Below are 21,878 nucleotides of genomic sequence, written 5' to 3' on the forward strand. Positions count from 1 at the left end.
AGAGCAAGCAAGAAAGGATTAAGGAAATGACGCGCAAGTATTTCGGGACGGATGGCGTACGAGGCAAGGTTGGCGAATCGCCGATCACGCCGGATTTCGTGATGCGGCTGGGACATGCTGCCGGCAAGGTGCTTGCCCACGGCGCCGGCACGGTGCAGGGGCGGCCGACCGTGCTGATTGGCAAGGACACGCGAATCTCCGGCTATATGCTTGAGGCGGCACTTGAGGCCGGCTTTACGTCGGCGGGCGTGCATGTATTGCTGACCGGGCCGCTGCCGACGCCCGGCATCGCTTACCTGACGCGTGCGTTGCGGCTGTCGGCGGGCGTGGTCATCTCGGCCAGCCACAATCCGTATTACGACAATGGCATCAAGTTCTTCTCGGCCGATGGCGACAAGCTTCCCGACGAAGTCGAGTCCCAGATCGAGGCGGCCATCGAAGAGCCGATGATCTGTGCGCCGTCCGATGACCTGGGCCGTGCCCGGCGCATCAACGACGCTCCCGGACGCTATATTGAGTTCTGCAAGAGCACGTTCCCGAACAGCCAGGATCTCCGCGGCCTCAAGCTGGTCGTGGACTGCGCGCACGGTGCTGCATATCACATTGCTCCGCATGTTTTCCATGAACTCGGCGCTGATGTGATTGCGATCGGCAACCAGCCTGATGGCCGCAACATCAACGACGGCTACGGAGCCACTGCGCCCGGCAAGCTGGTCGAGGCAGTCCGGGAGCACGGTGCCGACCTGGGCCTGGCGTTCGACGGGGACGCAGACCGGTTGCAGGTCGTGGACGGCGAAGGTCGCCTGTACAACGGCGACGAACTGCTGTACCTGATCGTGCGGGACCGCATGGCCGAAGGGCAGGCAGTCGAAGGCGCTGTTGGCACGCTCATGACCAATATGGCCGTCGAGCTTGCGCTCAAGCGCATTGGCGTGGAGTTCGTTCGGGCCAAGGTGGGCGACCGCTACGTGCTCGAAGAGTTGAACAAGCGCCGCTGGACGTTGGGCGGCGAGGGCTCCGGCCACCTGCTGTGCCTGGATCGGCACAGCACCGGCGACGGCATCGTCTCGGCGCTTCAGGTGCTGGCAGCGTTGCGCCGCAGCGGCAAGACACTTGCCGGCCTGCTCGAGGGCGTCAGCCTGTTCCCGCAAAAGCTCATCAACGTCCGTGTCGAGAAGGGGTTCGACTGGCAGTCGCATGCCGGCCTGAAGGCGGCGCGCGCGGTGGTGGAGCCCGAACTGGCAGGGCGCGGCCGCGTGCTGATCCGTGCATCCGGTACCGAGCCCGTGGTGCGCGTGATGGTCGAGGCCGAGCAGGCCGAGACCGCCGAGCGCGCCGCGCAGACACTGGCAGAGGCCTTGCGTGCCTGAGCCTCGCTAGCCGAATCCAGTCATATCAACGCGCCGGGCATGTCCCGGCGTTTTTTTTGCCCGATAACGCAATTAACCGATAACCTCTCCGAGCACCGATCAGGGCTGGAAAGGCAAGCGTTATCCGCGTCCACTCTGGCTTCCAGGAAGATTTGAAGATGTCATGGAATTGTCATATGCGGAGCATAGAGTTCGTCTTGTCAAAAATTTGTCATTCCCAACCAATGTTCTCTGGAGGACATATGAAGCTGGTCAAGACTGCCGTGGCAGGCATCGTTTCGATGGTCGTAGCGGGTACTGCGTTCGCGGCGGAAATTACCGGTGCAGGCGCTTCCTTCCCGGCGCCCGTGTATTCCAAGTGGGCCGACGCATACCAAAAAGCAACGGGCAACAAGGTCAACTATCAATCCATCGGTTCGTCGGGCGGCATCAAGCAGATTGGCGCCAAGACGGTCGATTTCGGCGCTTCCGACGCACCCCTGAAGGACGAAGACCTGAACAAGCAGGGCCTGGTCCAGTTCCCGACCGTGATTGGCGGCGTGGTGCCGGTCATCAACCTGCAAGGCGTGAAGCCGGGCGAGCTGACCATCACCGGCGAGGTGCTGGCCAATATCTATCTTGGCAAGATCAAGAAATGGGACGATCCGGCCATCAAGGCGCTGAACCCGCATGCCAAGCTGCCGAACCAGGACATCCTGCCGGTGCGCCGCGCCGACGGTTCGGGCACGACCTTCATCTTCACCAACTACCTGTCGAAGGTCAGCCCCGAGTGGCAGAAATCGGTGGGCGAGGGCACCACGGTCAACTGGCCGGGCGGCGGCACCGGCGGCAAGGGCAACGAAGGCGTGGCAGCTTTCGTGCAGCGCCTGAACGGCGCGATCGGCTACGTCGAGTACGCTTACGCCAAGCAGAACAAGATGACCCACCTGAACATGAAGAACGCGTCGGGTGCCGTGGTCCAGCCGGGTGACGATGCCTTCAAGGCCGCTGCGGCCGGCGCGGACTGGAGCAAGAGCTACTACCAGATCCTGACCAACCAGCCGGGCAAGACTGCGTGGCCGATCGCGGGTGCCACCTTCATCCTGGTTCACAAGAACCAGGAGAAGGCTGCGCAGGGAGCAGAAGTGCTGAAATTCTTCGACTGGGCCTACAAGAGCGGCGGCAACATGGCCGCTGACCTGGACTACGTGCCGCTGCCGGAAGCGGTCGTGAACCAGATCCGCACTACCTGGAAGACCAGCGTCAAGGACGCTTCGGGCAAGGCACTCTACTAAGGCACTGTCTGCCTGTATGGCAGCCGGCCGCGGCGTGTGTGCCGCAGCCGGCTGAGTGGCCCGGCGGCTTGCCGCCGGCGCCTGCCAAATCATCGACCGCATTCTCTGCACCATGGCGATTTCGTCCGATCTCCCAGCCGTACGGCCGCCCAGCCGCCTCGGCGACATCCTGTTCGGCGGCCTGACACGCGGGGCCGCCATCGTGACGCTGCTCTTGCTGGGGGGCATCATCGTGTCGCTGGCGATCAGCGCCTGGCCTTCGATCCAGACATTCGGCGCCCGCTTCCTCTGGACTGCGGAATGGGACCCTCCCGCAGACGTCTATGGTGCGCTCGTGCCCATCTACGGCACGCTCGTGACTTCGCTGATCGCACTCATCATTGCCGTGCCGGTCAGCTTCGGCATCGCGCTGTTCCTGACCGAGCTTTCGCCGGCCTGGCTGCGCCGCCCGCTCGGCACCGCAATCGAACTGCTGGCCGCCGTGCCGTCGATCGTCTACGGCATGTGGGGCCTGCTGGTGTTCGCGCCGCTGTTCGGCGAGTACTTCCAGAAGCCGCTGGCTGCGACTGTCGGCCAGCTGCCGGTGATCGGAAAGCTGTTCCAGGGCGCTCCGCTGGGCATCGGCCTGCTGTGCGCCGGTGTCATCCTGGCCATCATGATCATTCCGTACATCGCCTCGGTGATGCGCGACGTGTTTGAAGTCACCCCGGTGCTGCTCAAGGAGTCGGCGTACGGCGTGGGCTGCACCACCTGGGAAGTGATGTGGAACGTGGTGCTGCCCTACACCCGCGCCGGCGTGATTGGCGGCGTCATGCTCGGTCTCGGCCGCGCGCTGGGCGAAACCATGGCCGTCACCTTCGTGATCGGCAATACCAACCTGCTCGACAACGCATCGCTGTTCTCGCCGGGCAACAGCATCACGTCCGCTCTGGCCAACGAGTTTGCCGAAGCGGGGGCTGGCCTGCACACCGCCGCGCTGATGGAGCTTGGCCTGATCCTGTTCTTCATCACGTTCGTGGTACTGGCGCTGTCCAAGCTGCTGCTGCTGCGACTGGCAAAGAATGAGGGCGCAAAATGAACCAGGCGAGCCACGCTGTGTCTTCCGCTTCGATCCCGGCCGTACGGCCCGACGCCGATGCCGTGCGCGCGCGCCTGCAAGCGCGCCGTCGCCGCACCAACCTGTTTGCGCTAACCGCCTCGCTGGGTGCCATGGGCTTCGGCCTGTTCTGGCTGGCCTGGATCCTGTTCACTACTGTCACGTTGGGCGTGGGCGGCCTGTCGCTGGACCTGTTCACGCAGATGACGCCGGCGCCGAACACCGCGGGTGGCGGCCTGGCCAACGCGATCTACGGCAGCTTCGTGATGGTGGCGCTGGCCACGCTGTGCGGCACGCCGCTGGGCGTCCTGGCGGGCATCTACCTGGCCGAGTACGGCAAGTCGTCGCCTCTGGCCAGCCTGATTCGCTTCATCAACGACATCCTGCTGTCGGCGCCCTCGATCGTGATCGGCCTGTTCGTCTACGCACTGGTGGTGACTCGCATGGGCCACTTCTCCGGCTGGGCGGGCGTATGCGCGCTGGCGCTGCTGCAGATTCCGATCGTGGTGCGCACGACCGAGAACATGCTGAACCTGGTGCCGAATGCCCTGCGTGAAGCCGCCTTCGCGCTCGGCACGCCGAAGTGGAAGATGGTGTTGTCGATCACGGTCAAGTCTTCCTACGCCGGCATCATTACCGGTGTGCTGCTGGCCGTGGCGCGTATCGCCGGCGAAACCGCGCCGCTGCTGTTCACCGCGCTGTCCAACCAGTTCTGGACCAGCGACCTGAACAAGCCCATGGCGAACCTGCCCGTCACCATCTTCCGCTTTGCCATGAGCCCGTTCACGGAATGGCAGCAACTGGCCTGGGCAGGCGTGTTCCTGATCACGATCGGCGTGCTCGCACTCAATATCCTCGCGCGCATCCTGTTCAAGAAATAATGACCGGCGCGCGATTCCAGGAATCGGACCGGAACCTGAATACCAAGCGAGAACCAGCATGACTTCGACTGTCATCGATATTGCCGACTCCGTGCGCGCCAAGATCGACGTGCGCAACCTGAACTTCTTCTACGGCCAGTTCCATGCCCTGAAGAACATCAACATGTCGATCCCCGATCGCAAGGTGACGGCCTTTATCGGCCCGTCGGGCTGCGGCAAGTCCACGCTGCTGCGCACATTCAACAAGATGTACGGCCTCTACCCCGAGCAGCGTGCCGAGGGCGAGATCAACATGGACGGCGAGAACCTGCTGACCAGCCGCCAGGACATCGCGCTGCTGCGTGCCAAGGTGGGCATGGTGTTCCAGAAGCCGACGCCGTTCCCGATGTCGATCTACGACAACATTGCCTTTGGCGTGCGCCTGTTCGAGAAGCTGTCGCGCTCGGAAATGGATGATCGCGTGGAGTGGGCGCTGTCCAAGGCCGCGCTGTGGAACGAGGCCAAGGACAAGCTGCACCAGTCGGGTTATGGCCTGTCGGGTGGCCAGCAGCAGCGCCTGTGCATCGCTCGTGGCATTGCCATCCGCCCTGAAGTGCTGCTGCTCGACGAGCCGTGCTCGGCGCTGGACCCCATTTCCACGGGCCGCATCGAGGAACTGATCGCCGAGCTGAAAGACGAATATACGGTGGTGATCGTGACCCACAACATGCAGCAGGCTGCGCGTTGCTCGGACTACACCGCCTACATGTACCTGGGCGAACTGATCGAGTTCGGCGAGACCGAGAAGATCTTCATCAAGCCGCACCGCAAGGAAACGGAAGACTACATCACTGGCCGGTTCGGCTGATACCGGTCGCCGTGCCACGCCAACGCACCGGAAACCCATAGCGGTCTGGAGAATCCCATGCCCGACAAGCACCTTTCCACTCAATTCGATGCCGACCTCAATGCCATCAACACCAAGCTGCTGCAGATGGGTGGCCTGGTCGAGTCGCAGATCGAGCTCGCCATGCGGTCGCTGGCCGACTTCGACAGCTCGCTGGCCGACCAGGTCATCGCGCGCGAACAGCAGCTCAATGCGCTGGAAGTCGAGATCGACGCCGACTGCGGCAATATCATCGCGCGCCGCCAGCCTACCGCGCGCGACCTGCGCCTGGTGATGGCGATTTCCAAGACCATCACGAACCTGGAGCGCGCGGGCGACGAGGCCGAGAAGATCGCCAAGCGCACCAAGCACATCATGGAAGACGCGGCGGCGCATAATATCAACTACGCCGAAGTGAAGCTGTCAGGCGAGATGGCCATTTCGCTGCTGCGCCAGGCGCTGGACGCTTTTGCCCGCCTGGACACGGTGGCCGCTGCGCGCATCGTCAAGGACGACAAAGCCATCGATGAGGAATTCCGCGGCTTCGTGCGCAAGCTGATCACCTACATGATGGAAGATCCGCGTACGATCTCGGTCGCGCTGGACTTCCTGTTCGTGGCCAAGGCGATCGAGCGCATCGGCGACCATGCCAAGAACATTGCGGAGTTCATCATCTACATCGTCAAGGGGACCGATGTCCGCCACGCCTCGCGCGAGGACATGGAGCGCGAAGCCCTGAGCTGAGCGGCGTCACCTCCGGAGAAACACACACATGCCAAGCAGCATTCTCGTTGTCGAAGACGAACCGGCGATCGCTGAGCTGATCGCCGTCAACCTGCAGCACGCGGGGCACTATCCGATCCGGGCCTATAACGCCGAGCAGGCGCTGTCGCTGATGAGCGACGTGCTGCCAGACCTGGTGCTGCTGGACTGGATGCTTCCGGGCAAGTCAGGCGCAACCTTCGCCAAGGAACTGCGTGCCAACGACCGCACCAAGCAGATTCCCATCATCATGCTCACTGCCCGCAGCGAGGAGCAGGACAAGGTGATGGGCCTCGAGGCCGGCGCGGACGACTACGTCACCAAGCCGTTCTCGCCGAAGGAACTCCTTGCCCGCATCAAGGCGGTGCTGCGCCGTCGTGCGCCGCAGCTCACGGATGACGTGGTGGCGATCAACGGCCTGCGCCTGGATCCGGCCACGCACCGCGTGACCGGCGAAGACAATGCAGGCCCGATCAAGCTGGACCTCGGGCCGACCGAGTTTCGTTTGTTGCACTTCCTGATGACGCATCCGGAACGCGTGCACAGCCGCTCGCAACTGCTGGACCAGGTCTGGGGCGACCATGTCTTCGTCGAAGAGCGTACCGTCGACGTGCATATCAAGCGGCTGCGCGCGGCGCTGACGCCTGGCGGCTATAGCAATATGATCGAAACCGTGCGCGGCAGCGGCTACCGGCTGGCCCGTACGCCGGGCAACTGAGCCTGGGCCTGGGCCTGGGCCTGGCCAGCGCTGCATGACCAGTCGTCACGAATTCGTGGCAAACTCTGCCGCAAAACGGCGGCGCTGCCGCCATCTGCCCGCAGTCCGGGCTTCCGAGTTTCTTTTGCGCGCATGAATGTCATCTGGGCCCGCTCCGTGGCCATCCTGATCAGCCTGGTGGTGGTTGCCGTCGGGACCTATTTCGTGGCGGGCGCGGTACTCGCGCTGGCCGTGATGAGTGTTTCAACGGTATCCCTGCTGGCGTTCCATCTCTACCAGATCAACCGGCTGTGGAAGGTCCTGGATGCGCCGGCATATGGCGAAATCCCCAGCGCGCTCGGCCTTTGGGGCGAAGTCTACTATCGCCTGCACCGGCTGGTGAAGCGCTGGCGCCTGCAGGTCCTGCAGGTGGAGCAGCAGCACACGCGCTTTATCCAGGCAATCCAGGCCTCGCCGAATGGCGTGCTGATGCTCGACGACGCCGACCAGATCGAGTGGTGCAATGATGTGGCCGAACAGCACTTCGGCCTGAACGCGCGGCGCGATGTGCGCCAGCGCATCACCCACCTGATCCGCCGTCCCGAGTTCGTCCACTACCTGACGCGCCAGCGCTTCGACGAGCCGCTGGCGATGCGCGACATGGGCGAGCACAAGCAGGGCGTGATCTCGGTACAGGTGCTGCCGTATGGCGACAACCGCAAGCTGGTCATCACGCAGGACATCACCAAGCTCGAGAATACCGAGGCCATGCGGCGCGACTTCGTGGCCAATGTGTCGCACGAGCTGAAAACGCCGCTGACGGTGCTGACCGGCTTTCTCGAGACCGTGCGCGACTTGCCGGTGTCCGAGGAAGACCGGCGGCGCTACGTCGACATGATGCTGGTGCAGTCCATGCGGATGCAGAGCATCGTGGAAGACCTGCTGGCCCTGGCCAAGCTGGAAAGCGATGAGCAGCCCCCGGGCCAGGAACTCGTGCCGGTCCGCGCATTGGTGGAGCACCTCGTGCACGACGCGCAAGCGTTGTCGCAGGAGCGCCACCACATCGTTGCCGAGATCGATCCCACCGTGGGGCTGCGCGGCACCGAGATGGAGTTGCTGTCGGCGCTGGGCAACCTTGTGTCAAACGCTGTGCGCTATACGCCGGCCGGCGGCCGTATCACCATCCGGCTCGGCTGGGACGACGGACATGCCGTGTTCTCGGTGTCGGATACCGGTCTGGGCATTGCCCCCGAGCATATTCCCCGCCTGACCGAGCGCTTCTACCGTGTCGACCGCAGCCGCTCGCGCGACACCGGCGGCACCGGCCTGGGCCTGGCCATCGTCAAGCATGTGGTCTCGCGCCACCATGCCGAGCTGCGCGTGAGCAGCGAAGTGGGGCGGGGCAGTGTGTTCCGCATCATCTTCCCGCTGGAGCGCAGCGTGCGCGAAGCTGGCGCGGCCGACCCTTCGCGCCGAGCTGCCTGACTTCAGCCATCGGCGACGCAAGTCCGACGCAAGAAAAATGGCCCGCTTATGCGGGCCGATTCATTTCAACCTGCTCGGGTCATGCGCCGCCGAACATGGCAAGCAGGTCGTTCTGGCTGACGTGCGGGTGCTTGGCGCGCGTCTCCTTGCGCACATAGGAGCCGTCGGGCTGCATGATCCACGCCGACGCATTGTCACGAAGATGCACCTGCAGGCTCTCCCTGATGACGCGTGCCTTGAGCGCTTTGTCCAGCACGGGGAAAGCCACCTCGACACGGCGGAAGAGGTTGCGGTCCATCCAGTCGGCGCTCGACAGGTAAAGCACCTCGTCGCCGCCCGCCAGGAAGTAGTAGACGCGATGATGCTCCAGGAAGCGCCCCACGATCGAGCGCACCGAGATGTTCTCGGACATGCCCGGCACGCCCGGCATCAGCGCGCAGACGCCGCGGACGATCAGGTCGATCTTCACGCCTGCGCGCGACGCCTTGTACAGCTCGTCGATGATGGACGGCTCCAGCAGCGCATTCATCTTGGCGACGATTCGGGCTGGCTTGCCGGCACGCGCATTGCGCGCCTCGGCGCGGATATGCTCGACCAGATTGCTTTGCATGCTGAAGGGCGACTGCCACAGGTGGTTCAGCCGGATCGTGCCGGCGGTTCCCGTCAGCAGTTGGAAGACGTGATGCACGTCCTCGCAGATGGCCTCGTTGGCGGTCAGCAGGCCGAAGTCCGTGTACAGGCGGGCGGTGCGCGGATGGTAGTTGCCGGTGCCGAGGTGGGCGTAACGGCGCAGCTTGACCTGCTTGGCCTTGGCGCCGGACGCCTCGCGCCGCACGATCAGCAGCATCTTGGCGTGGCACTTGTGACCGACCACGCCGTAGATGACATGGGCGCCGGCCGATTCCAGCCGCTCGGCCCAGTTGATGTTGGTTTCCTCGTCGAAGCGGGCCAGGAGTTCCACGACCACCGTGACTTCCTTGCCGTTGCGCGCGGCGGTCATCAGCGCTTCCATGACCAGCGATTCATTGCCGGTGCGGTAGACCGTCTGCTTGATGGCTACCACGTTCGGGTCGGTCGCGGCCTGCTGCAGCAGGTCGAGCACGGAGTTGAAGCTCTCGAACGGATGGTGCAGCAGCACGTCCTGCTGCCGGATGACATCAAAGATCGGTGCGGCAGTCGTGAAGGGCTTGGCCGGTGCCGGCACGTGCGGCGGAAACTTCAGCGCCGGGCGATCCACCATGTCCGGGATCTGCATCAGTCGAACGAGGTTCACGGGCCCAGAGACGCGGTACAGGTCCTGCTCGCCGAGGCCGGATTCCAGCAACAGCCGGCGCGCCAGCGCCGACGGTGTGTCCGAGGAGACTTCCAGCCGTACGGTGTCGCCGAAGTGCCGCGTTGGAAGTTCGCCCTGCAGCGCTTCGCGCAGGTCGGTGATTTCGTCTTCGGACACGAACAGGTCGGAATTGCGCGTGACGCGGAACTGGTAGCAGCCCAGGACTTCGATCGACGGGAACAGTTCATGCACGAATCCCTGCATGAAGGAGGACAGCATGACAAAGCCGAACGGGTAGCCCGACAGCTTCTCGGGCATCTTCACCACGCGCGGCAGCGCGCGGGGTGCCTGCACGATGGCCAGGTCAGCCTCACGGCCGAAAGCATCCTTGCCTGACAGCTCGACCACGAAATTCAGGCTCTTGTTCAGTACGCGCGGGAACGGGTGGGCCGGGTCGAGCGCGATCGGCGTGAGTACCGGACCCAGTTCGCGTACAAAGAAATCCCGGGCCCACTCGCGTTGCGCATCGGTCCAGGTGGTCGTCAGGTGAAAAAAAATGCCTTCCTTCTCGAGAAGGGGAAAAATGACGTTCTGCAGCATGTCATACTGCGAAGCCACGAGCTGCTGCGTGCGCGCCGTGACCAACTGATAGGTCTGCTGAAAGGAAAGGCCGTCAGGCGTAAGGCCGGAGGCGTTGTCACGCATCTGTTCCTTGAGTCCTGCCATGCGGATTTCAAAGAACTCGTCCAGATTGCTGGACACGATGCAGATGAACTTGAGTCTTTCGAGCAGCGGCACCTTGGGATCGGCAGCCTGGGCCAGAACGCGCGCGTTGAATTCCAGAATGCCCAGCTCGCGATTGAGCAGCGTGCTGGACGGTGTCGTCGACATGGTCATGACCTTCTTTTGGTAATGTGGCGACTTTTTCATACATTCATGTCACTTTTATGACACTTTGATTTTGTCATGATGTTGACATGGCGGGGACATAATTTTCTGGGGTTGTCAGCATACTGTCCGGGCGGACCACAAGTCTCCTGCGGCGCGGTAACCTGTACCCCATGTGTATCAGCTTTCCAGACACCGAATGAACAACACCCCACGCCTGCTGGCCGCCGTCGACATGGGCTCGAACAGCTTCCGCCTGATGATCGGGCGAGTGGACGAGACCCCCACAGTCAACGGCCCGGCCAGCCAGATCTTCCAGGTCGACGCCCTGCGCGAGCCGGTGCGGCTGGCAGCCGGGCTGACACCGGACAAGTACCTCGACCAGCCGGCACGCCGGCGCGGCATTGACGCCTTGCGCCGCTTTGGCGACCGGCTGCGCGATTTCGCGCCGGAGCAGGTGCGTGCCGTGGCGACCAATACACTGCGCGTGGCCAAGAACGCATCGGAGTTCCTGATCGAGGCCGAGGCCGCGCTGGGCTTCCCGATCGAAGTCATCGCGGGACGCGAGGAAGCGCGCCTGATCTACCTGGGGGCATCGCACGACGCGCCGGTCTGCCAGGGCAACCGGCTGGTGGTCGACATCGGCGGCGGCTCGACCGAATTCATCATTGGCAGCGGTTATCAGTCGAAGCTGATGGAGAGCCTCTACATCGGGTGTGTGTCGCACAGCCGCCAGTTCTTTCCGAGCGGCAACGTCGACGAGTACGCGATGAAGCAGGCTGAACTGGCCGCGCGGCGCGAGATCCAGGTGCTGGTGCGCCAGTACCGCGCCGCAGGGTGGGAGCAGGCAGTCGGTTCATCGGGGACGGCGCGTGCGCTGGCCGAACTGATCGAACTCAATGGCATGAATGACAACCCGGCCGAGCATGGCATCACGCGAGAAGGGCTGGAGCGGCTCAAGCGTGCGCTGGTCAAGGCCGAGAACACCAACCGGGTCAAGCTGACCGGCCTGAAGGCGGACCGCATCCCGGTGCTGCCAGGCGGGCTCTCGATCATGCTTGGCGTGTTCGCTGAACTCGACATCGATCGCATGGACGTGACCGATGGCGCGTTGCGCCTCGGCGTGCTCTACGACCTGCTCGGGCGCAGTCATCACGAGGACATGCGCACAGTGACCGTGGACCAGTTCATGCGCCGCTACGGCGTGGACCGCGCCCAGGCAATCCGTGTGCGACGCGCCGCGACCACATTGCTGTCGCAGTTTCCGGAGCCGACCCATGAGCGCCGCGAGGATAACCTCGGGTTGCTGGGCTGGGCCGCCAGCCTGCACGAGGTCGGCATGTCGATCTCCCACAGCGGCTACCACAAGCATTCGGCCTATATCGCCACGCACGCGGACATGCCGGGCTTCTCCAAGACCGACCAGGCGCGCCTGGCGGCCTTGCTGCTTGGTCATGCCGGCAAGCTCGGCAAACTCTCGGGCAGCGGCAAGTTCCTCGACTGGCGCATGCTCTTCAGCTTGCGGCTGGCATTCGTACTCTGTCGCCGGCGTTCGGATGCGCCGCTACCGGATATCCGTGTGTCGCAGCGTTCGGACGCGCTTGACGAGGGTTTCGAGGTTCGGGTGCCCAAGACCTGGATCGAAGCCAATCCTCTGGTCGAATACAGCCTGGCGCAGGAGGCCGACGAGTGGCAGCGCGTCGGCAAGCGGTACAAGGTGGTGTACGCCTGAGCGCCTGAGCGCCCGGGCGGCGCCGGGCACCAAACAAAAACGGCGGCCAGTGGCCGCCGTTTTCCTTGCGCCGGCGCGCTTCAGGCTGGGCGGTTCAGGCCGAGGAAGTGGCGGGCATAGCGCGGGTTCATGTCATTCACCCGCAGCAGCGTCAGGAAGTCGGCCACATTGAAGTCCGGATCCCAGGCGGGCAGGCCGCAGATGCGGGCGCCCAGGCGCAGGTAGCCCTTGATCAGTGCCGGCGGTTCGACGTCGAGTTGCTGGTTGAGGTCTTCGACGGGCAGCGGCAGGCGCGGGAAGGCATGGTACTCGATCGGCGCCAGCGAACGCTCGCTGAACAGCCGGTGCAAGCTGGCCGCATAGTGGCCGCCGTCGCTCATGGGCACGCTGGCGCAGCCGAGCATCGATTCGATGCCCCAGCGCTGCAGATACTCGCCCAGGCCACCCCACAGGGCCATGATGACACTGCCCGAGCGGTAGTCGCGGTGCACGCAGGAACGGCCGAGTTCGAGCATCTTCGGTCGCAGGTGCGAAAGGCGCACCAGGTCGAATTCCGATTCCGCATACAGGCAGCCGATACGTTTGGCCTGGTGCGGCGGCAGCACGCGGTAGGTGCCAACTACCTTGAGCGTGGCCATGTCCCGTACGATCAGGTGGTCGCAGTAGGCGTCGAACATGTCGACATCCAGCTCGGGCACCTTCGACGCCAGGCGCGCGCCCATCTCGTCGGCGAATACCTTGTAACGCAGGCGCTGGGCCTCGACTACTTCGTCCTGGTGGCGCGCCCACGCCACGCTGAGAACAGGCGATTCATTTGCCGGTGTATCCGACGGGCGATGAAGACGCCTCCGCGCCGACTGGCCACCGAGGCCATTGGGCAGGGAGTCGAAAAGCGGCTGGGTAGGCGTCGGGAGGTCTCGCATCAGAGTGTCCTTTGGGTGACGAAACTGCTGCGAAGCAATGTAGTGAGCCGCGGTGACAGTACCGTGACCCGGCGATGACGCTTCCATGACGCGCGCCGGCGCGGTGTGGGTGCCGGGGGCGACCGATGACGGCATGCCCTGGGCAGGATGGGAAAGCGGGGTGGGGCTGCGAGACATGCCTGGTTCTCCGGGTCACCAGCGCCGGACCTGCCGGCGAACCACGCGACTCTATTGAATGGAGAAACAGGGGGCTATCGCTCTTTGCTGAATTTTTCGGTGGCGTCCGGCTGGCTGCTTGCAGATGGCGTGCCCGTGCCCCAGCAGGTCGGAGAATCAGAGATTTCTTATCGAGGCATGTCAGAGGAATTCTGGATTCATGACCGCGCGCAGCACCGTTTGCGCCTCGCTTTCGCGGGTGCGGCTGGCCAGCCACCAGATGCCGCTCTTGCGCACGCTCCAGTTCATCTCCGTGCCGGCCAGCAGCAGACTGGCCAGTCTTCCGATCCAGGGCTGATGACCCACCACCACGACGTTTTCGTCGCCCTGAGGCCAGCCTATCGCGCCGAGAACGGCGCTGACATCCGCGCCGGGCGCGAGGGCCTCCACAACTTCAGGATGGCTGCTAAGCGCTGATGCGGTCTCTCGCGTGCGCAGGGCAGGACTGCACAGCACACGGGTGCCGGCTGGCAACTGGGCGCGCAGCCAGGCCGCGGAACTGTCCGCCTGCTTGCGCCCGCGGCGCGTCAGCGGGCGCTGCAGGTCCGCGTGCCGGCTCAGGCTCAGCGGATCAGGGAGCTCTTCGGCTTCGGCGTGACGCCAGAGGATCAGGTTCATGTCGGAGCGGGACAGGAAGCGTGCTTCGAGTATGGTGAAGCCGTCCGACAGGCGCAAGCGAGGCCCGCCAGCGCGATGGCGGCCCGCCCAAACAATACGGGCTGCCTGTCAGGCAGCCCGCAAGTGTCTCCGAGCGTGGTGTCAGGCGCGTGACACACGCTGGCGCGCAATCATTGCGCTGAGGCCGGGCCGGAAAAGCGTACCTGAACCCGGACCTGGTAAAGACTCAGGACTTGTGGCGGAAGTTGATGCGGCCCTTGGTCAGGTCGTACGGCGACATTTCCAGGGTGACGCGATCGCCTGCCAGAATGCGGATGCGGTGCTTCTGCATCTTGCCCGATGCATAGGCCCAGATCTCGACGCCATTCTCCAGCAGGACTCGGTAACGATTGTCGGGCAGGGCTTCCGACACCACACCGCCAAATTCAATGAGTTCTTCCTTAGCCAATCTATCTTCCTTTTCTGCAACCTGCGGGCTGCAATGGTTACGTTTTACATTCGATGTGACGCGACGCGCGGGCTTGCCGGTCCGGCGCATGTGCACGGGCTTGCCGCATGGCGGCGGGGCGCGCCTTGGGTTGTCCCCGGCAAGCTGACACGGTCCTGATGACGCCGCAAACCGCGTGCCATCCGGTCCAGTTAGGGAATCGTCCAGGGGGCGCTGTCTGCCCGGCCGATCTGTCTTGCCGATACGGCCGCAGAACCTCGGCCGTGCGAGTCGCGGGGTGCGCGGGCAACGTGTTACCGGTCGCTCGCCATGGTTGTAACGTTGCGGAAGGATCTGAAGGGCCGGCCTTCACGCTGGAGAGAACGCCCGGTGACAGGGATGCGCGGAACATCCCGGGGCTAACGATATATTGTACCACGGGAGCGGGTTTTCAATGAGGCGGACGAAACTCCGTGGCGCGGGCGGGAGCCTGGGCCTGGAAGGCGGTATTGAGCTCCCTAAAGTGATTCTTGAACATCTTTTGATCAGACCGCGGCCCTTGGCATTTGCCCGGGATGAGCTAGAACTAACTCACGGGCGTATCTTTGCAAACGGAGGTGGGCATGGAACTCCACATGCAATCGCATCACTATGTACGCTGCCGGCCTGACTGGCGGGCAGCGGTGGTGGCTGGTCTGATCGCCGGCACGGCATACATGGTGCTCGAACTGTTATCGGCGCGCTTCCTGCTCTACCTGGGTGCCTGGGACACGGTGAAGATGGTGGCGGCCATCATCCTGGGTCGGGACGTGTTGGCTTCGCCGGATACTTTCAACTGGACCATTGTGCTAGCTGCGGGGACGGTTCACTATGCACTGGCGATCATCCTGGCCTCGGCGCTGGCGCTGATCCTGGGCTCGTTTCGCCTGGATTCGAGCATGGGCCTGGCATCCGTCGTCGGCATTGTCTTTGGTGTCGCGGCTTACCTGGTGAACTTCTACGCGCTGGGGCGTTATTTCAACTGGTTCCATGACGCGCGAGGCTGGGAAAGCCTGTTTGCGCATGCGCTGTTCGGACTGGTTGCCGCCGACGCCTATTGCCATTTCGAGCGGCGCAATGCCGTGGCGAGAGCGCCGCAACCCGGTTCGCCCCCGTGATGACTAAGGGCGTGGAAAGAAAAAACGGCTTATGTCCTGCGACATAAGCCGTTTTTTTGTACTGGTCGGAGCGATAGGATTCGAACCTACGACCCTCTGATCCCAAATCAGATGCGCTACCAGGCTGCGCTACGCTCCGAAGCCGGCTATTGTAGCCGGCTCTGCGTGGCGTGGTCAATCCATCTTGAAAGGTGTCGTCCGCGGCGCGCCGAAAGCGCCCGAGCGTACGCACCCCGCTTCGGGCGGGCCAACTGCAGCTTGACTTGGATTCGGGCCCGGCGATAATCGCCAGACCGCCGCAGTCCGCCCCGTCGCTGCCGGCAATCGACGGTGATGCATCCCTTGTGCGGACTTTCCAGACCATCAAAATATGAAGTGCGCTCCCGTCCGCGGAGAGCGTGCCGGCCGTGCCAGTCCGTTCGCGCTTGCGTTGGCGGCCGGCGGTCGGGGACCGGTCTGGCGGCACATTGAAAACGACGGTCCCAAAGCAGGACCGACACAGAAAGGCGAGAGTGGCGACGTGCGGGTCGCTGCTTGTCGCTGGACGGGAATGAAGATGTTTCAGTCGCACATGATTGTGCTCATTGCAGGCCTGTTAGCCCTGCAAATGGCGGTGGTTTGTGCCGTGTTGCGCCGCTCGCAGGGAATGGAGCTGAGCGGCCTGACTTCGTGGGCGCTCGGCGGCCTCGTGGCCGCGTCAGGGGCCGCCATGCCAGCCGTTGCGGAGTTCGCGGGGTATTGGCTGGCCGCCGATGCTGTCGACATGGCTCTGTTCTCTGGCATTTCGCTGATGGTGGTGGGCACGCGGCATTTCGCCGGAAAGCCCGGCCGGGCCTCCATGCTGGTGGTTGTGAATCTGGTCCTCGCGGCAGCGATGGCGGGCGGCATCTGGTTGCCGCATATCGGCTGGCTGCAGGCGCTGCGCCCCTGGATGCCAGCGGCGCTGGGTCTCGGGCAGACGCTGCTGCTGCTGGACCTGGTTCGGAATGCTGTACCGTTGCTCGTGCACAAGCGAGGCACGGGACGGTTCGCTGCTCTGTCGCTGGTGCTGATTGCGGCGGGGTGTGCCGGGCTGAATGCCTGGAATCTCTCCGGATCCATCGCCCAGCCGGACGTGCCTGGTCCGCTGGCGCAGGACGGTTCGCTGGTCGTGCTGAACGTTTTTGCCGTGGTAGGGCTGTCGGTCAGCTTTGCCTTGATGGCGCACGACCGCCTGCGCCGGATGCTCGAGCGCAAGGCCAACCACGATGACCTGACCGGCCTGCTGGCGCGGGGTGCCTTCTGGCAGCAGCTGGAAGCGGCGAGCGTGCAAGCGGATCGGAGCGGCAAGCCGTTGACGGTCGCGTTCGTGGATCTGGATCACTTCAAGGCCATCAACGATGTGTACGGGCACATGGCCGGTGATAGCGTGCTCAGGCATTTCGCGGGTTTGCTGCGCAAGACGGTAGGTCCGCAAGACATTATTGGCCGGCTCGGCGGCGAGGAATTCGCCATTGCCATGCCTGAGACGACGCTCGAGCGGGGACGCGCGACGAGCCTGCGCCTGAGCACGACCGTGAGAAACACGCCGTGCCCCTCTGAGCCGGACGCGATTGCCTATACCGTCAGCATCGGCATCGCGCAGCGCGAGCCCACGGAGGCGGTGGAGAATTTGATGCGCCGTGCCGACCAGGGGCTCTACGACGCCAAGCACGCCGGCCGCAGTTGCGTGTCGCTGCACCGCACCGGCAAGCCGCAGCATGGCGCCGGCACGGGCGAGTCCGCGCATTGGCGACGCGCGGCATTCTGATCCGCCAGGCGGCATCGCACTGCGGTAGAATGCTGCCCTTCGCGTCCTTAGCTCAGTTGGATAGAGCACTCGCCTTCTAAGCGAGCGGTCAGAGGTTCGAATCCTCTAGGACGCGCCAATCCAATCAAGGGTTTGCGGGCGTGTGCTAGCTTGGCGCGCGCACGGCCTAGCGCCGGCGGGCAATCTGCGGGCAATTCTGGCAGGCGGGAAGCGGAGTAGGGTGGGCGGCAGCGGTAGCAGGCGTTCCGGACCGGTTCCACTGAGCCCAAAGGTTCCAGCATAGCCGATCCCTGTCGCCGGGCGAGTCGCTAGGCTTTCGCGCCGGACGTGTCGCGCGTACGTTGCCGTCGACGCCGTCCCGCTGTTAACGTCGCTGGCTTTCCGTCCGAATTGGGCTCTATCGCGACAGGCATGCAGCAAAGGCACATTCAATGTCCTATCACGAGATGCCGGGCGGAATGCGTGATGGGGGCGGGTCTGGGCCAGACGCGCAGGCCTCTCGCATCCCTTGTTGACGGTACGGGCCTTGGTGGCGCTGTCGTCATGGTTCGGAAGAATGACGCCTAGCGTTGCGTACGCCAGTGTGTCTGTCATAGCGCGGCGCGTTAGTTTATTGAATTGCAGACGGATTGCTCCGGGCACCGAGGAAGGGGGGAGAAGGCGTTGCCAGAGGCCCCAGTAGAAATCCGGCGCCCATCCGGATAGCCTACCCGTCAAGCCGCCAGCCGACGCACGGTCCCAGTGCACCTTGGGCGATGTCGTCACATCTATGGCCCGCGGGGGGCTGAGCCGCAGCACGAACGCTGGGCGTATGCCGCTGCCAATCAGAGGGCACCACGGGTGTTCACATACAGCGAATAGAGTGACTGGCTGCCAGCCATGAACAGTCTGTTGCGATGCCGACCGCCGAAGCAAAGGTTCGCGCAACGTTCGGGTAGTCGGATGCGGCCGATGCGCTCCCCTTGCGGCGAGAAGACCATTACGCCGTCTAGCTCGGGATCGCCCATGCCCCAGCCGCACCAGAGATTGCCATCTTCGTCGCAGCGCAGCCCATCGGGGATGCCCGGGCCACAGTCAATCAGCGCTCGCTGGTGGTTTAGGCGCGAGCCGTCGTCAACCACGTCGTAAACAACGATGTTGCGATAGGGCGTTGCGCGACTTTGCACGACGTAGAGTTGCTTCTCATCGGGGGAAAACGCCAAACCGTTTGGTGAGAGAAGGTCGTCGGCGGCTACAGAAAGCCGGCCTGAGCGTGTATCTAGGCGGTAAAGGTACGTTGGCAATTCGGGCTCGGCGCGGTTGCCTTCGTAGTCGCTCGAAATACCGAAAGCGGGGTCGGTGAACCAGATCGTGCCGTCGGACTTCACCACTACATCATTGGGCGAGTTGAGCGGCTTTCCTTCATAGGAATCGGCCAATACCGTGATCGAGCCGTTGTGTTCGGTGCGCGTGACGCGCCGCGTGCCGTGCTCGCAACTTACCAGGCGGCCCTGGCGGTCGCGCGCGTTGCCATTTGCGAAGTTTGATGGGGAGCGAAAGACGCTGACTGCGTCAGACTGCTCATCCCAGCGCATGATCCGGTTGTTTGGGATATCGCTGAACAATAGGCAGCGATGGTCACCAAACCAGACCGGCCCCTCGGTGAAGCGAAAGCCGGTGGCCAGGCGCTCTACTGCTGCCAGCACTATGCGATAGCGTTCGAAGCTCGGGTGCAGCACCTGTACTGCAGGATCGGGATAGCCGACATGGGGTTCCCACATGAGAGTGTTTCTCCTCGCGAAAAATCAGCGCTGTAGCGGGGCGGCGCAGAAGCGGACAAATTGAGCAAGTTCGTCAGCGATGGCTCGGGCACGCGGCACCCCGGAGGCTACAAGTTCGGCAACCGACATGCGATCGGCGTCGACGGTGAGGCTTACGCCGGCCACCGGCGCGCCCTGTGCGTCGAACACCGGTACGGCAACCGTGCGCAAGCCGTAGGCGTTCTCGCCATCCGAGACGGCATACCCTTGCTTGCGCACTTGGTGCAAGCGTTTGAGCAGAGCATCGACGTCCGTCAGCGTCCGCTCGGACAGCTTGACGCGCTCCGTACTTTCCAGTAGTTGCACTTGCTCGTGCTCGGGTAGCCAAGCGAGCATGGCATGCCCCAGCGCCGCACCATAGGCGCGAACGCGGCTACCCGGCCGGCGGTCTACGTTGCGGCGGGCGAGGCCGTTGTCGGCGCGTTGCAGGAAGACGACGTCTGCTCCGTCAAGCATGCCAAGCGAAGCGGCGTCCGCGGCGTCGGGCACGCATGCCTGGAGCAATGGCGCCGCGTGCGACCAGAGGTCCTGCGACGACAGGGTCTGGTAGCCTAGCTCCAGGCACTTCAGCCCGAGGCGAAAGCGGCGCACATCGACCGGCACTAGGTACCCAAGCGCGAGCAAGGTGTGGATCAGGCGGAATGTTGTGCCGCGGTCCATCCCGGTGGCGGAGGCAAGTTCACTCACCGTCATGGCTGGCATCTCTGGTGTAAAGGCGTGTAGCACGCTGAATGCCTTCATCACCGAGTTGACGACGTTCTTCGGATTGCTTGCCGGCGACGGCGCAGCAGTGTGGTCCCGCGTCGCGGTTGCCTTGGCAACAGTCCTCTTTGTCGCAGTTTTGCGCACTTCGCTGGCTTTATTCATGGGCAATGCTTTCACGAGCTGAAAAGCCTCAGGGAGGACAGACCACCGTCGAGCGTCAACACCGTGCCCACTGTGGATCGAGCGCCCGGATGGGCAAGGTAGAGAACCGCCTCGGCCACTTCCTCGGCGCTCAGCATGAAACCTGTCGGCTGTCGATGGTGGTAGATCTGCTCTTGTGCGGCCGGGTCGGGCGCCTGGGCGATCAGCGTCCGGATGAACGGTGTGTCCACGGTGCCCGGGCTCACGGCATTGACACGGATGCCTTCATGGAGGAGATCGGCCGCCATGGCACGCGTCATCGACTCAATTGCGCCCTTGGTGGCGGAGTACGCGACGCGCCTGCGCAGTCCGGTGCTAGCTGTGCATGACGACATATTGACAATTGACGCGTGGCGTGACCGGCGCAGGAAGGGAAGGGCTGCGCGTGTGGTGCGCACGTAGCCGAGCACGTTGAGGTCGAACAGCCGCTGCCAGTCGGAAAGCGGCCCGTCCTCGACAGTAGCCGGGTAGCTAACTCCGGCGTTGTTGACAAGGATGTCGATGCGGCCGTGGGACGCGCCGAAACCGCCTATGGCTTGCGCTACCGCTGCGTCGTCCGTCACATCGGCGGAAAGAGCGGTCACTCCGTGTGGAACTTCACCGGTATCGCGGTCCAGTATGGCGACGCGCGCAGCGCGTGCCAACAAAGCTTCGGCCACCGCGCGGCCTATGCCGGCGCCGCCGCCTGTGACCACAGCCACCAGTCCTTCAAATGCAGAATCCATTGCGCGGTTGTGCATCCCGTTTCAACTCCGACGCCAACTGACTGCGGCTGCGCGAAATCGGAATGCGAACATTTGTTGTGAACAAGACAATGATCGTCGCAGCGCGGCTCGCCGTCTGCCCCGGGTAAACCCCGTCCGTACTTCGCCTTGACTTGGTCGTGTACATCATCGAACAATACCTGCACAAACGACAACAAATGTTCGTATTCCGATCAAATTAAATTTACCATGAAGACACCTTCCAATCGATTTAAGCGACTATTACGCCAACGTCAGCAGATCGGCATGTTCTCAACGCTCGGCAGCTCCATGCTCGCTGAATTGCTAGGGGGCTGCGGGTTCGACTGGATCTTGCTTGACACTGAGCATTCGCCCAACGATATGCCGGAAGTGATCGCGCAATTACAGGCGATGTCGGCTTTCGAAGTTAGTCCCATCGTGCGTCCCGCGTGGTCGGATATGGTGCTGGTGAAGCGCTATCTCGATGCGGGAGCGCAAACGCTGCTCTTTCCTTGCATCCAGTCCGCGGCAGAAGCCGCCACTGCGGTGGGCTATACGCGCTATCCGCCACGCGGTGTGCGTGGAGTGTCAGGCAGCACGCGCGCCGCAGCTTATGGGCTAAATCCCGACTACCTGCGCAGCGCCGAAGAAGAGTTGTGTGTCATCGTGCAGATCGAAACTGTCGAGGGGCTCGAGAACCTGGAAGCCATTGCTGCGGTCGACGGCGTCGATGCCGTATTCATCGGACCAGCCGATCTCGCGGCCTCGATGGGGCATCTGGGTAATGGCCAGCACCCGATAGTACAAGCAGCCGTCGATGATGCTTTCCGGCGCCTACGCGCGATAGAAAAGCCGGCCGGCTACCTTACCCTGAACGAAAGCGAAGCTGAGCGCCGCATCGCCGATGGCGTGGACTTCGTTGGCGTGGCCACCGACACCTCGATCATCACGCGCGCCGCGACCGCTCTGGTCAAGCGCATGACTAAGCAGTGAGG

The 21,878-nt window shown here is 63.5% G+C and carries 19 protein-coding genes and 2 tRNA genes; 13 read left to right on the top strand and 8 right to left on the bottom strand.

Annotated features, from left to right (window positions below):
* Nucleotides 1–26: 26 nt before the first annotated feature.
* The 8 genes from glmM to phoR all read left to right on the top strand — a co-directional run bounded on the left by glmM (nucleotide 27) and on the right by phoR (nucleotide 8,430).
* On the top strand, nucleotides 27–1,370 hold the full coding sequence (gene glmM, locus CupriaWKF_RS05475) for a phosphoglucosamine mutase (protein WP_276099996.1): 1,344 nt from the start codon (nucleotides 27–29) through the stop codon (nucleotides 1,368–1,370).
* Between the two features lie 242 nt (nucleotides 1,371–1,612).
* Nucleotides 1,613–2,644 carry a phosphate ABC transporter substrate-binding protein PstS gene (pstS, locus tag CupriaWKF_RS05480; RefSeq protein ID WP_276099997.1) on the top strand — a complete coding sequence of 344 codons (1,032 nt, stop codon included), beginning with the start codon at nucleotides 1,613–1,615 and terminating at the stop codon, nucleotides 2,642–2,644.
* A gap of 112 nt (nucleotides 2,645–2,756) precedes the next feature.
* A complete protein-coding gene (pstC, locus tag CupriaWKF_RS05485) occupies nucleotides 2,757–3,722 on the top strand; it encodes a phosphate ABC transporter permease PstC (protein WP_276099998.1) in 966 nt (321 codons plus the stop codon).
* Nucleotides 3,719–4,621, top strand: a complete 903-nt coding sequence (pstA, locus tag CupriaWKF_RS05490) for a phosphate ABC transporter permease PstA (RefSeq protein WP_276099999.1) — start codon at nucleotides 3,719–3,721, stop codon at nucleotides 4,619–4,621. Before pstC ends, pstA begins: the two co-directional genes overlap by 4 nt.
* 58 nt (nucleotides 4,622–4,679) lie before the next feature.
* Nucleotides 4,680–5,468, top strand: coding sequence for a phosphate ABC transporter ATP-binding protein PstB (pstB, locus tag CupriaWKF_RS05495; protein WP_276100000.1), 789 nt, complete (start codon nucleotides 4,680–4,682; stop codon nucleotides 5,466–5,468).
* A gap of 57 nt (nucleotides 5,469–5,525) precedes the next feature.
* Complete coding sequence (gene phoU / locus CupriaWKF_RS05500) at nucleotides 5,526–6,230, top strand: phosphate signaling complex protein PhoU (protein ID WP_276100001.1); 705 nt, start codon at nucleotides 5,526–5,528, stop codon at nucleotides 6,228–6,230.
* A 28-nt stretch (nucleotides 6,231–6,258) separates the two neighbouring features.
* On the top strand, nucleotides 6,259–6,966 hold the full coding sequence (gene phoB / locus CupriaWKF_RS05505; protein ID WP_011298320.1) for a phosphate regulon transcriptional regulator PhoB: 708 nt from the start codon (nucleotides 6,259–6,261) through the stop codon (nucleotides 6,964–6,966).
* 132 nt (nucleotides 6,967–7,098) lie between these two features.
* Nucleotides 7,099–8,430: a phosphate regulon sensor histidine kinase PhoR gene (phoR, locus tag CupriaWKF_RS05510; protein ID WP_276100002.1), complete on the top strand. Its 1,332-nt coding sequence runs from the start codon at nucleotides 7,099–7,101 to the stop codon at nucleotides 8,428–8,430.
* A gap of 79 nt (nucleotides 8,431–8,509) precedes the next feature.
* On the opposite strand, the gene ppk1 is transcribed toward phoR, so the two are convergent.
* Nucleotides 8,510–10,594: a polyphosphate kinase 1 gene (gene ppk1 / locus CupriaWKF_RS05515; protein ID WP_276100003.1), complete on the bottom strand. Its 2,085-nt coding sequence runs from the start codon at nucleotides 10,592–10,594 to the stop codon at nucleotides 8,510–8,512.
* Between the two features lie 196 nt (nucleotides 10,595–10,790).
* Here ppk1 and ppx point away from each other — a divergent pair, with 196 nt between their 5' ends.
* Nucleotides 10,791–12,323 (top strand): exopolyphosphatase, encoded by a 1,533-nt coding sequence (gene ppx, locus CupriaWKF_RS05520; protein ID WP_276100004.1) that lies wholly within the window; start codon nucleotides 10,791–10,793, stop codon nucleotides 12,321–12,323.
* A gap of 80 nt (nucleotides 12,324–12,403) precedes the next feature.
* Here the strand turns inward: ppx and CupriaWKF_RS05525 are convergent, their stop codons facing one another.
* The 3 genes from CupriaWKF_RS05525 to infA form a co-directional block, all read right to left on the bottom strand.
* A complete protein-coding gene (locus tag CupriaWKF_RS05525; RefSeq protein WP_276100005.1) occupies nucleotides 12,404–13,246 on the bottom strand; it encodes a GNAT family N-acetyltransferase in 843 nt (280 codons plus the stop codon).
* Between the two features lie 357 nt (nucleotides 13,247–13,603).
* Entirely contained in the window at nucleotides 13,604–14,080 is a 477-nt protein-coding gene (locus CupriaWKF_RS05530; protein WP_276100677.1) for a histidine phosphatase family protein, read from the bottom strand.
* Nucleotides 14,081–14,306: 226 nt separating this feature from the next.
* On the bottom strand, nucleotides 14,307–14,528 hold the full coding sequence (gene infA / locus CupriaWKF_RS05535) for a translation initiation factor IF-1 (RefSeq protein WP_006578938.1): 222 nt from the start codon (nucleotides 14,526–14,528) through the stop codon (nucleotides 14,307–14,309).
* Between the two features lie 602 nt (nucleotides 14,529–15,130).
* Between infA and CupriaWKF_RS05540 the strand changes: the two genes are divergently transcribed.
* The gene (locus tag CupriaWKF_RS05540) at nucleotides 15,131–15,664 is read left to right on the top strand and encodes a hypothetical protein (protein WP_276100006.1); all 534 of its coding nucleotides are present in this window, start codon (nucleotides 15,131–15,133) and stop codon (nucleotides 15,662–15,664) included.
* Between the two features lie 62 nt (nucleotides 15,665–15,726).
* On the opposite strand, the gene CupriaWKF_RS05545 is transcribed toward CupriaWKF_RS05540, so the two are convergent.
* Nucleotides 15,727–15,803, bottom strand: a tRNA-Pro gene (locus tag CupriaWKF_RS05545).
* A 231-nt stretch (nucleotides 15,804–16,034) separates the two neighbouring features.
* Between CupriaWKF_RS05545 and CupriaWKF_RS05550 the strand changes: the two genes are divergently transcribed.
* Both CupriaWKF_RS05550 and CupriaWKF_RS05555 read left to right on the top strand, forming a co-directional pair.
* On the top strand, nucleotides 16,035–17,453 hold the full coding sequence (locus CupriaWKF_RS05550) for a GGDEF domain-containing protein (RefSeq protein ID WP_346348602.1): 1,419 nt from the start codon (nucleotides 16,035–16,037) through the stop codon (nucleotides 17,451–17,453).
* Nucleotides 17,454–17,494: 41 nt separating this feature from the next.
* Nucleotides 17,495–17,571 (top strand) — tRNA-Arg (locus CupriaWKF_RS05555).
* Between the two features lie 706 nt (nucleotides 17,572–18,277).
* Here the strand turns inward: CupriaWKF_RS05555 and CupriaWKF_RS05560 are convergent.
* Genes CupriaWKF_RS05560 through CupriaWKF_RS05570 form a run of 3 tightly spaced genes read right to left on the bottom strand, consistent with a single transcriptional unit; the run spans nucleotide 18,278 to nucleotide 20,898 of the window.
* A complete protein-coding gene (locus CupriaWKF_RS05560) occupies nucleotides 18,278–19,213 on the bottom strand; it encodes an SMP-30/gluconolactonase/LRE family protein (protein ID WP_276100007.1) in 936 nt (311 codons plus the stop codon).
* 24 nt (nucleotides 19,214–19,237) lie between these two features.
* Nucleotides 19,238–20,119: an IclR family transcriptional regulator gene (locus CupriaWKF_RS05565; protein ID WP_276100008.1), complete on the bottom strand. Its 882-nt coding sequence runs from the start codon at nucleotides 20,117–20,119 to the stop codon at nucleotides 19,238–19,240.
* 11 nt (nucleotides 20,120–20,130) lie between these two features.
* Entirely contained in the window at nucleotides 20,131–20,898 is a 768-nt protein-coding gene (locus tag CupriaWKF_RS05570; protein ID WP_276100009.1) for an SDR family oxidoreductase, read from the bottom strand.
* A gap of 270 nt (nucleotides 20,899–21,168) precedes the next feature.
* Between CupriaWKF_RS05570 and CupriaWKF_RS05575 the strand changes: the two genes are divergently transcribed.
* Entirely contained in the window at nucleotides 21,169–21,876 is a 708-nt protein-coding gene (locus CupriaWKF_RS05575; RefSeq protein WP_276100010.1) for an aldolase/citrate lyase family protein, read from the top strand.
* The last annotated feature ends 2 nt before the right edge of the window (nucleotides 21,877–21,878 follow it).

Source organism: Cupriavidus sp. WKF15 (assembly GCF_029278605.1).
Taxonomy (GTDB): domain Bacteria; phylum Pseudomonadota; class Gammaproteobacteria; order Burkholderiales; family Burkholderiaceae; genus Cupriavidus.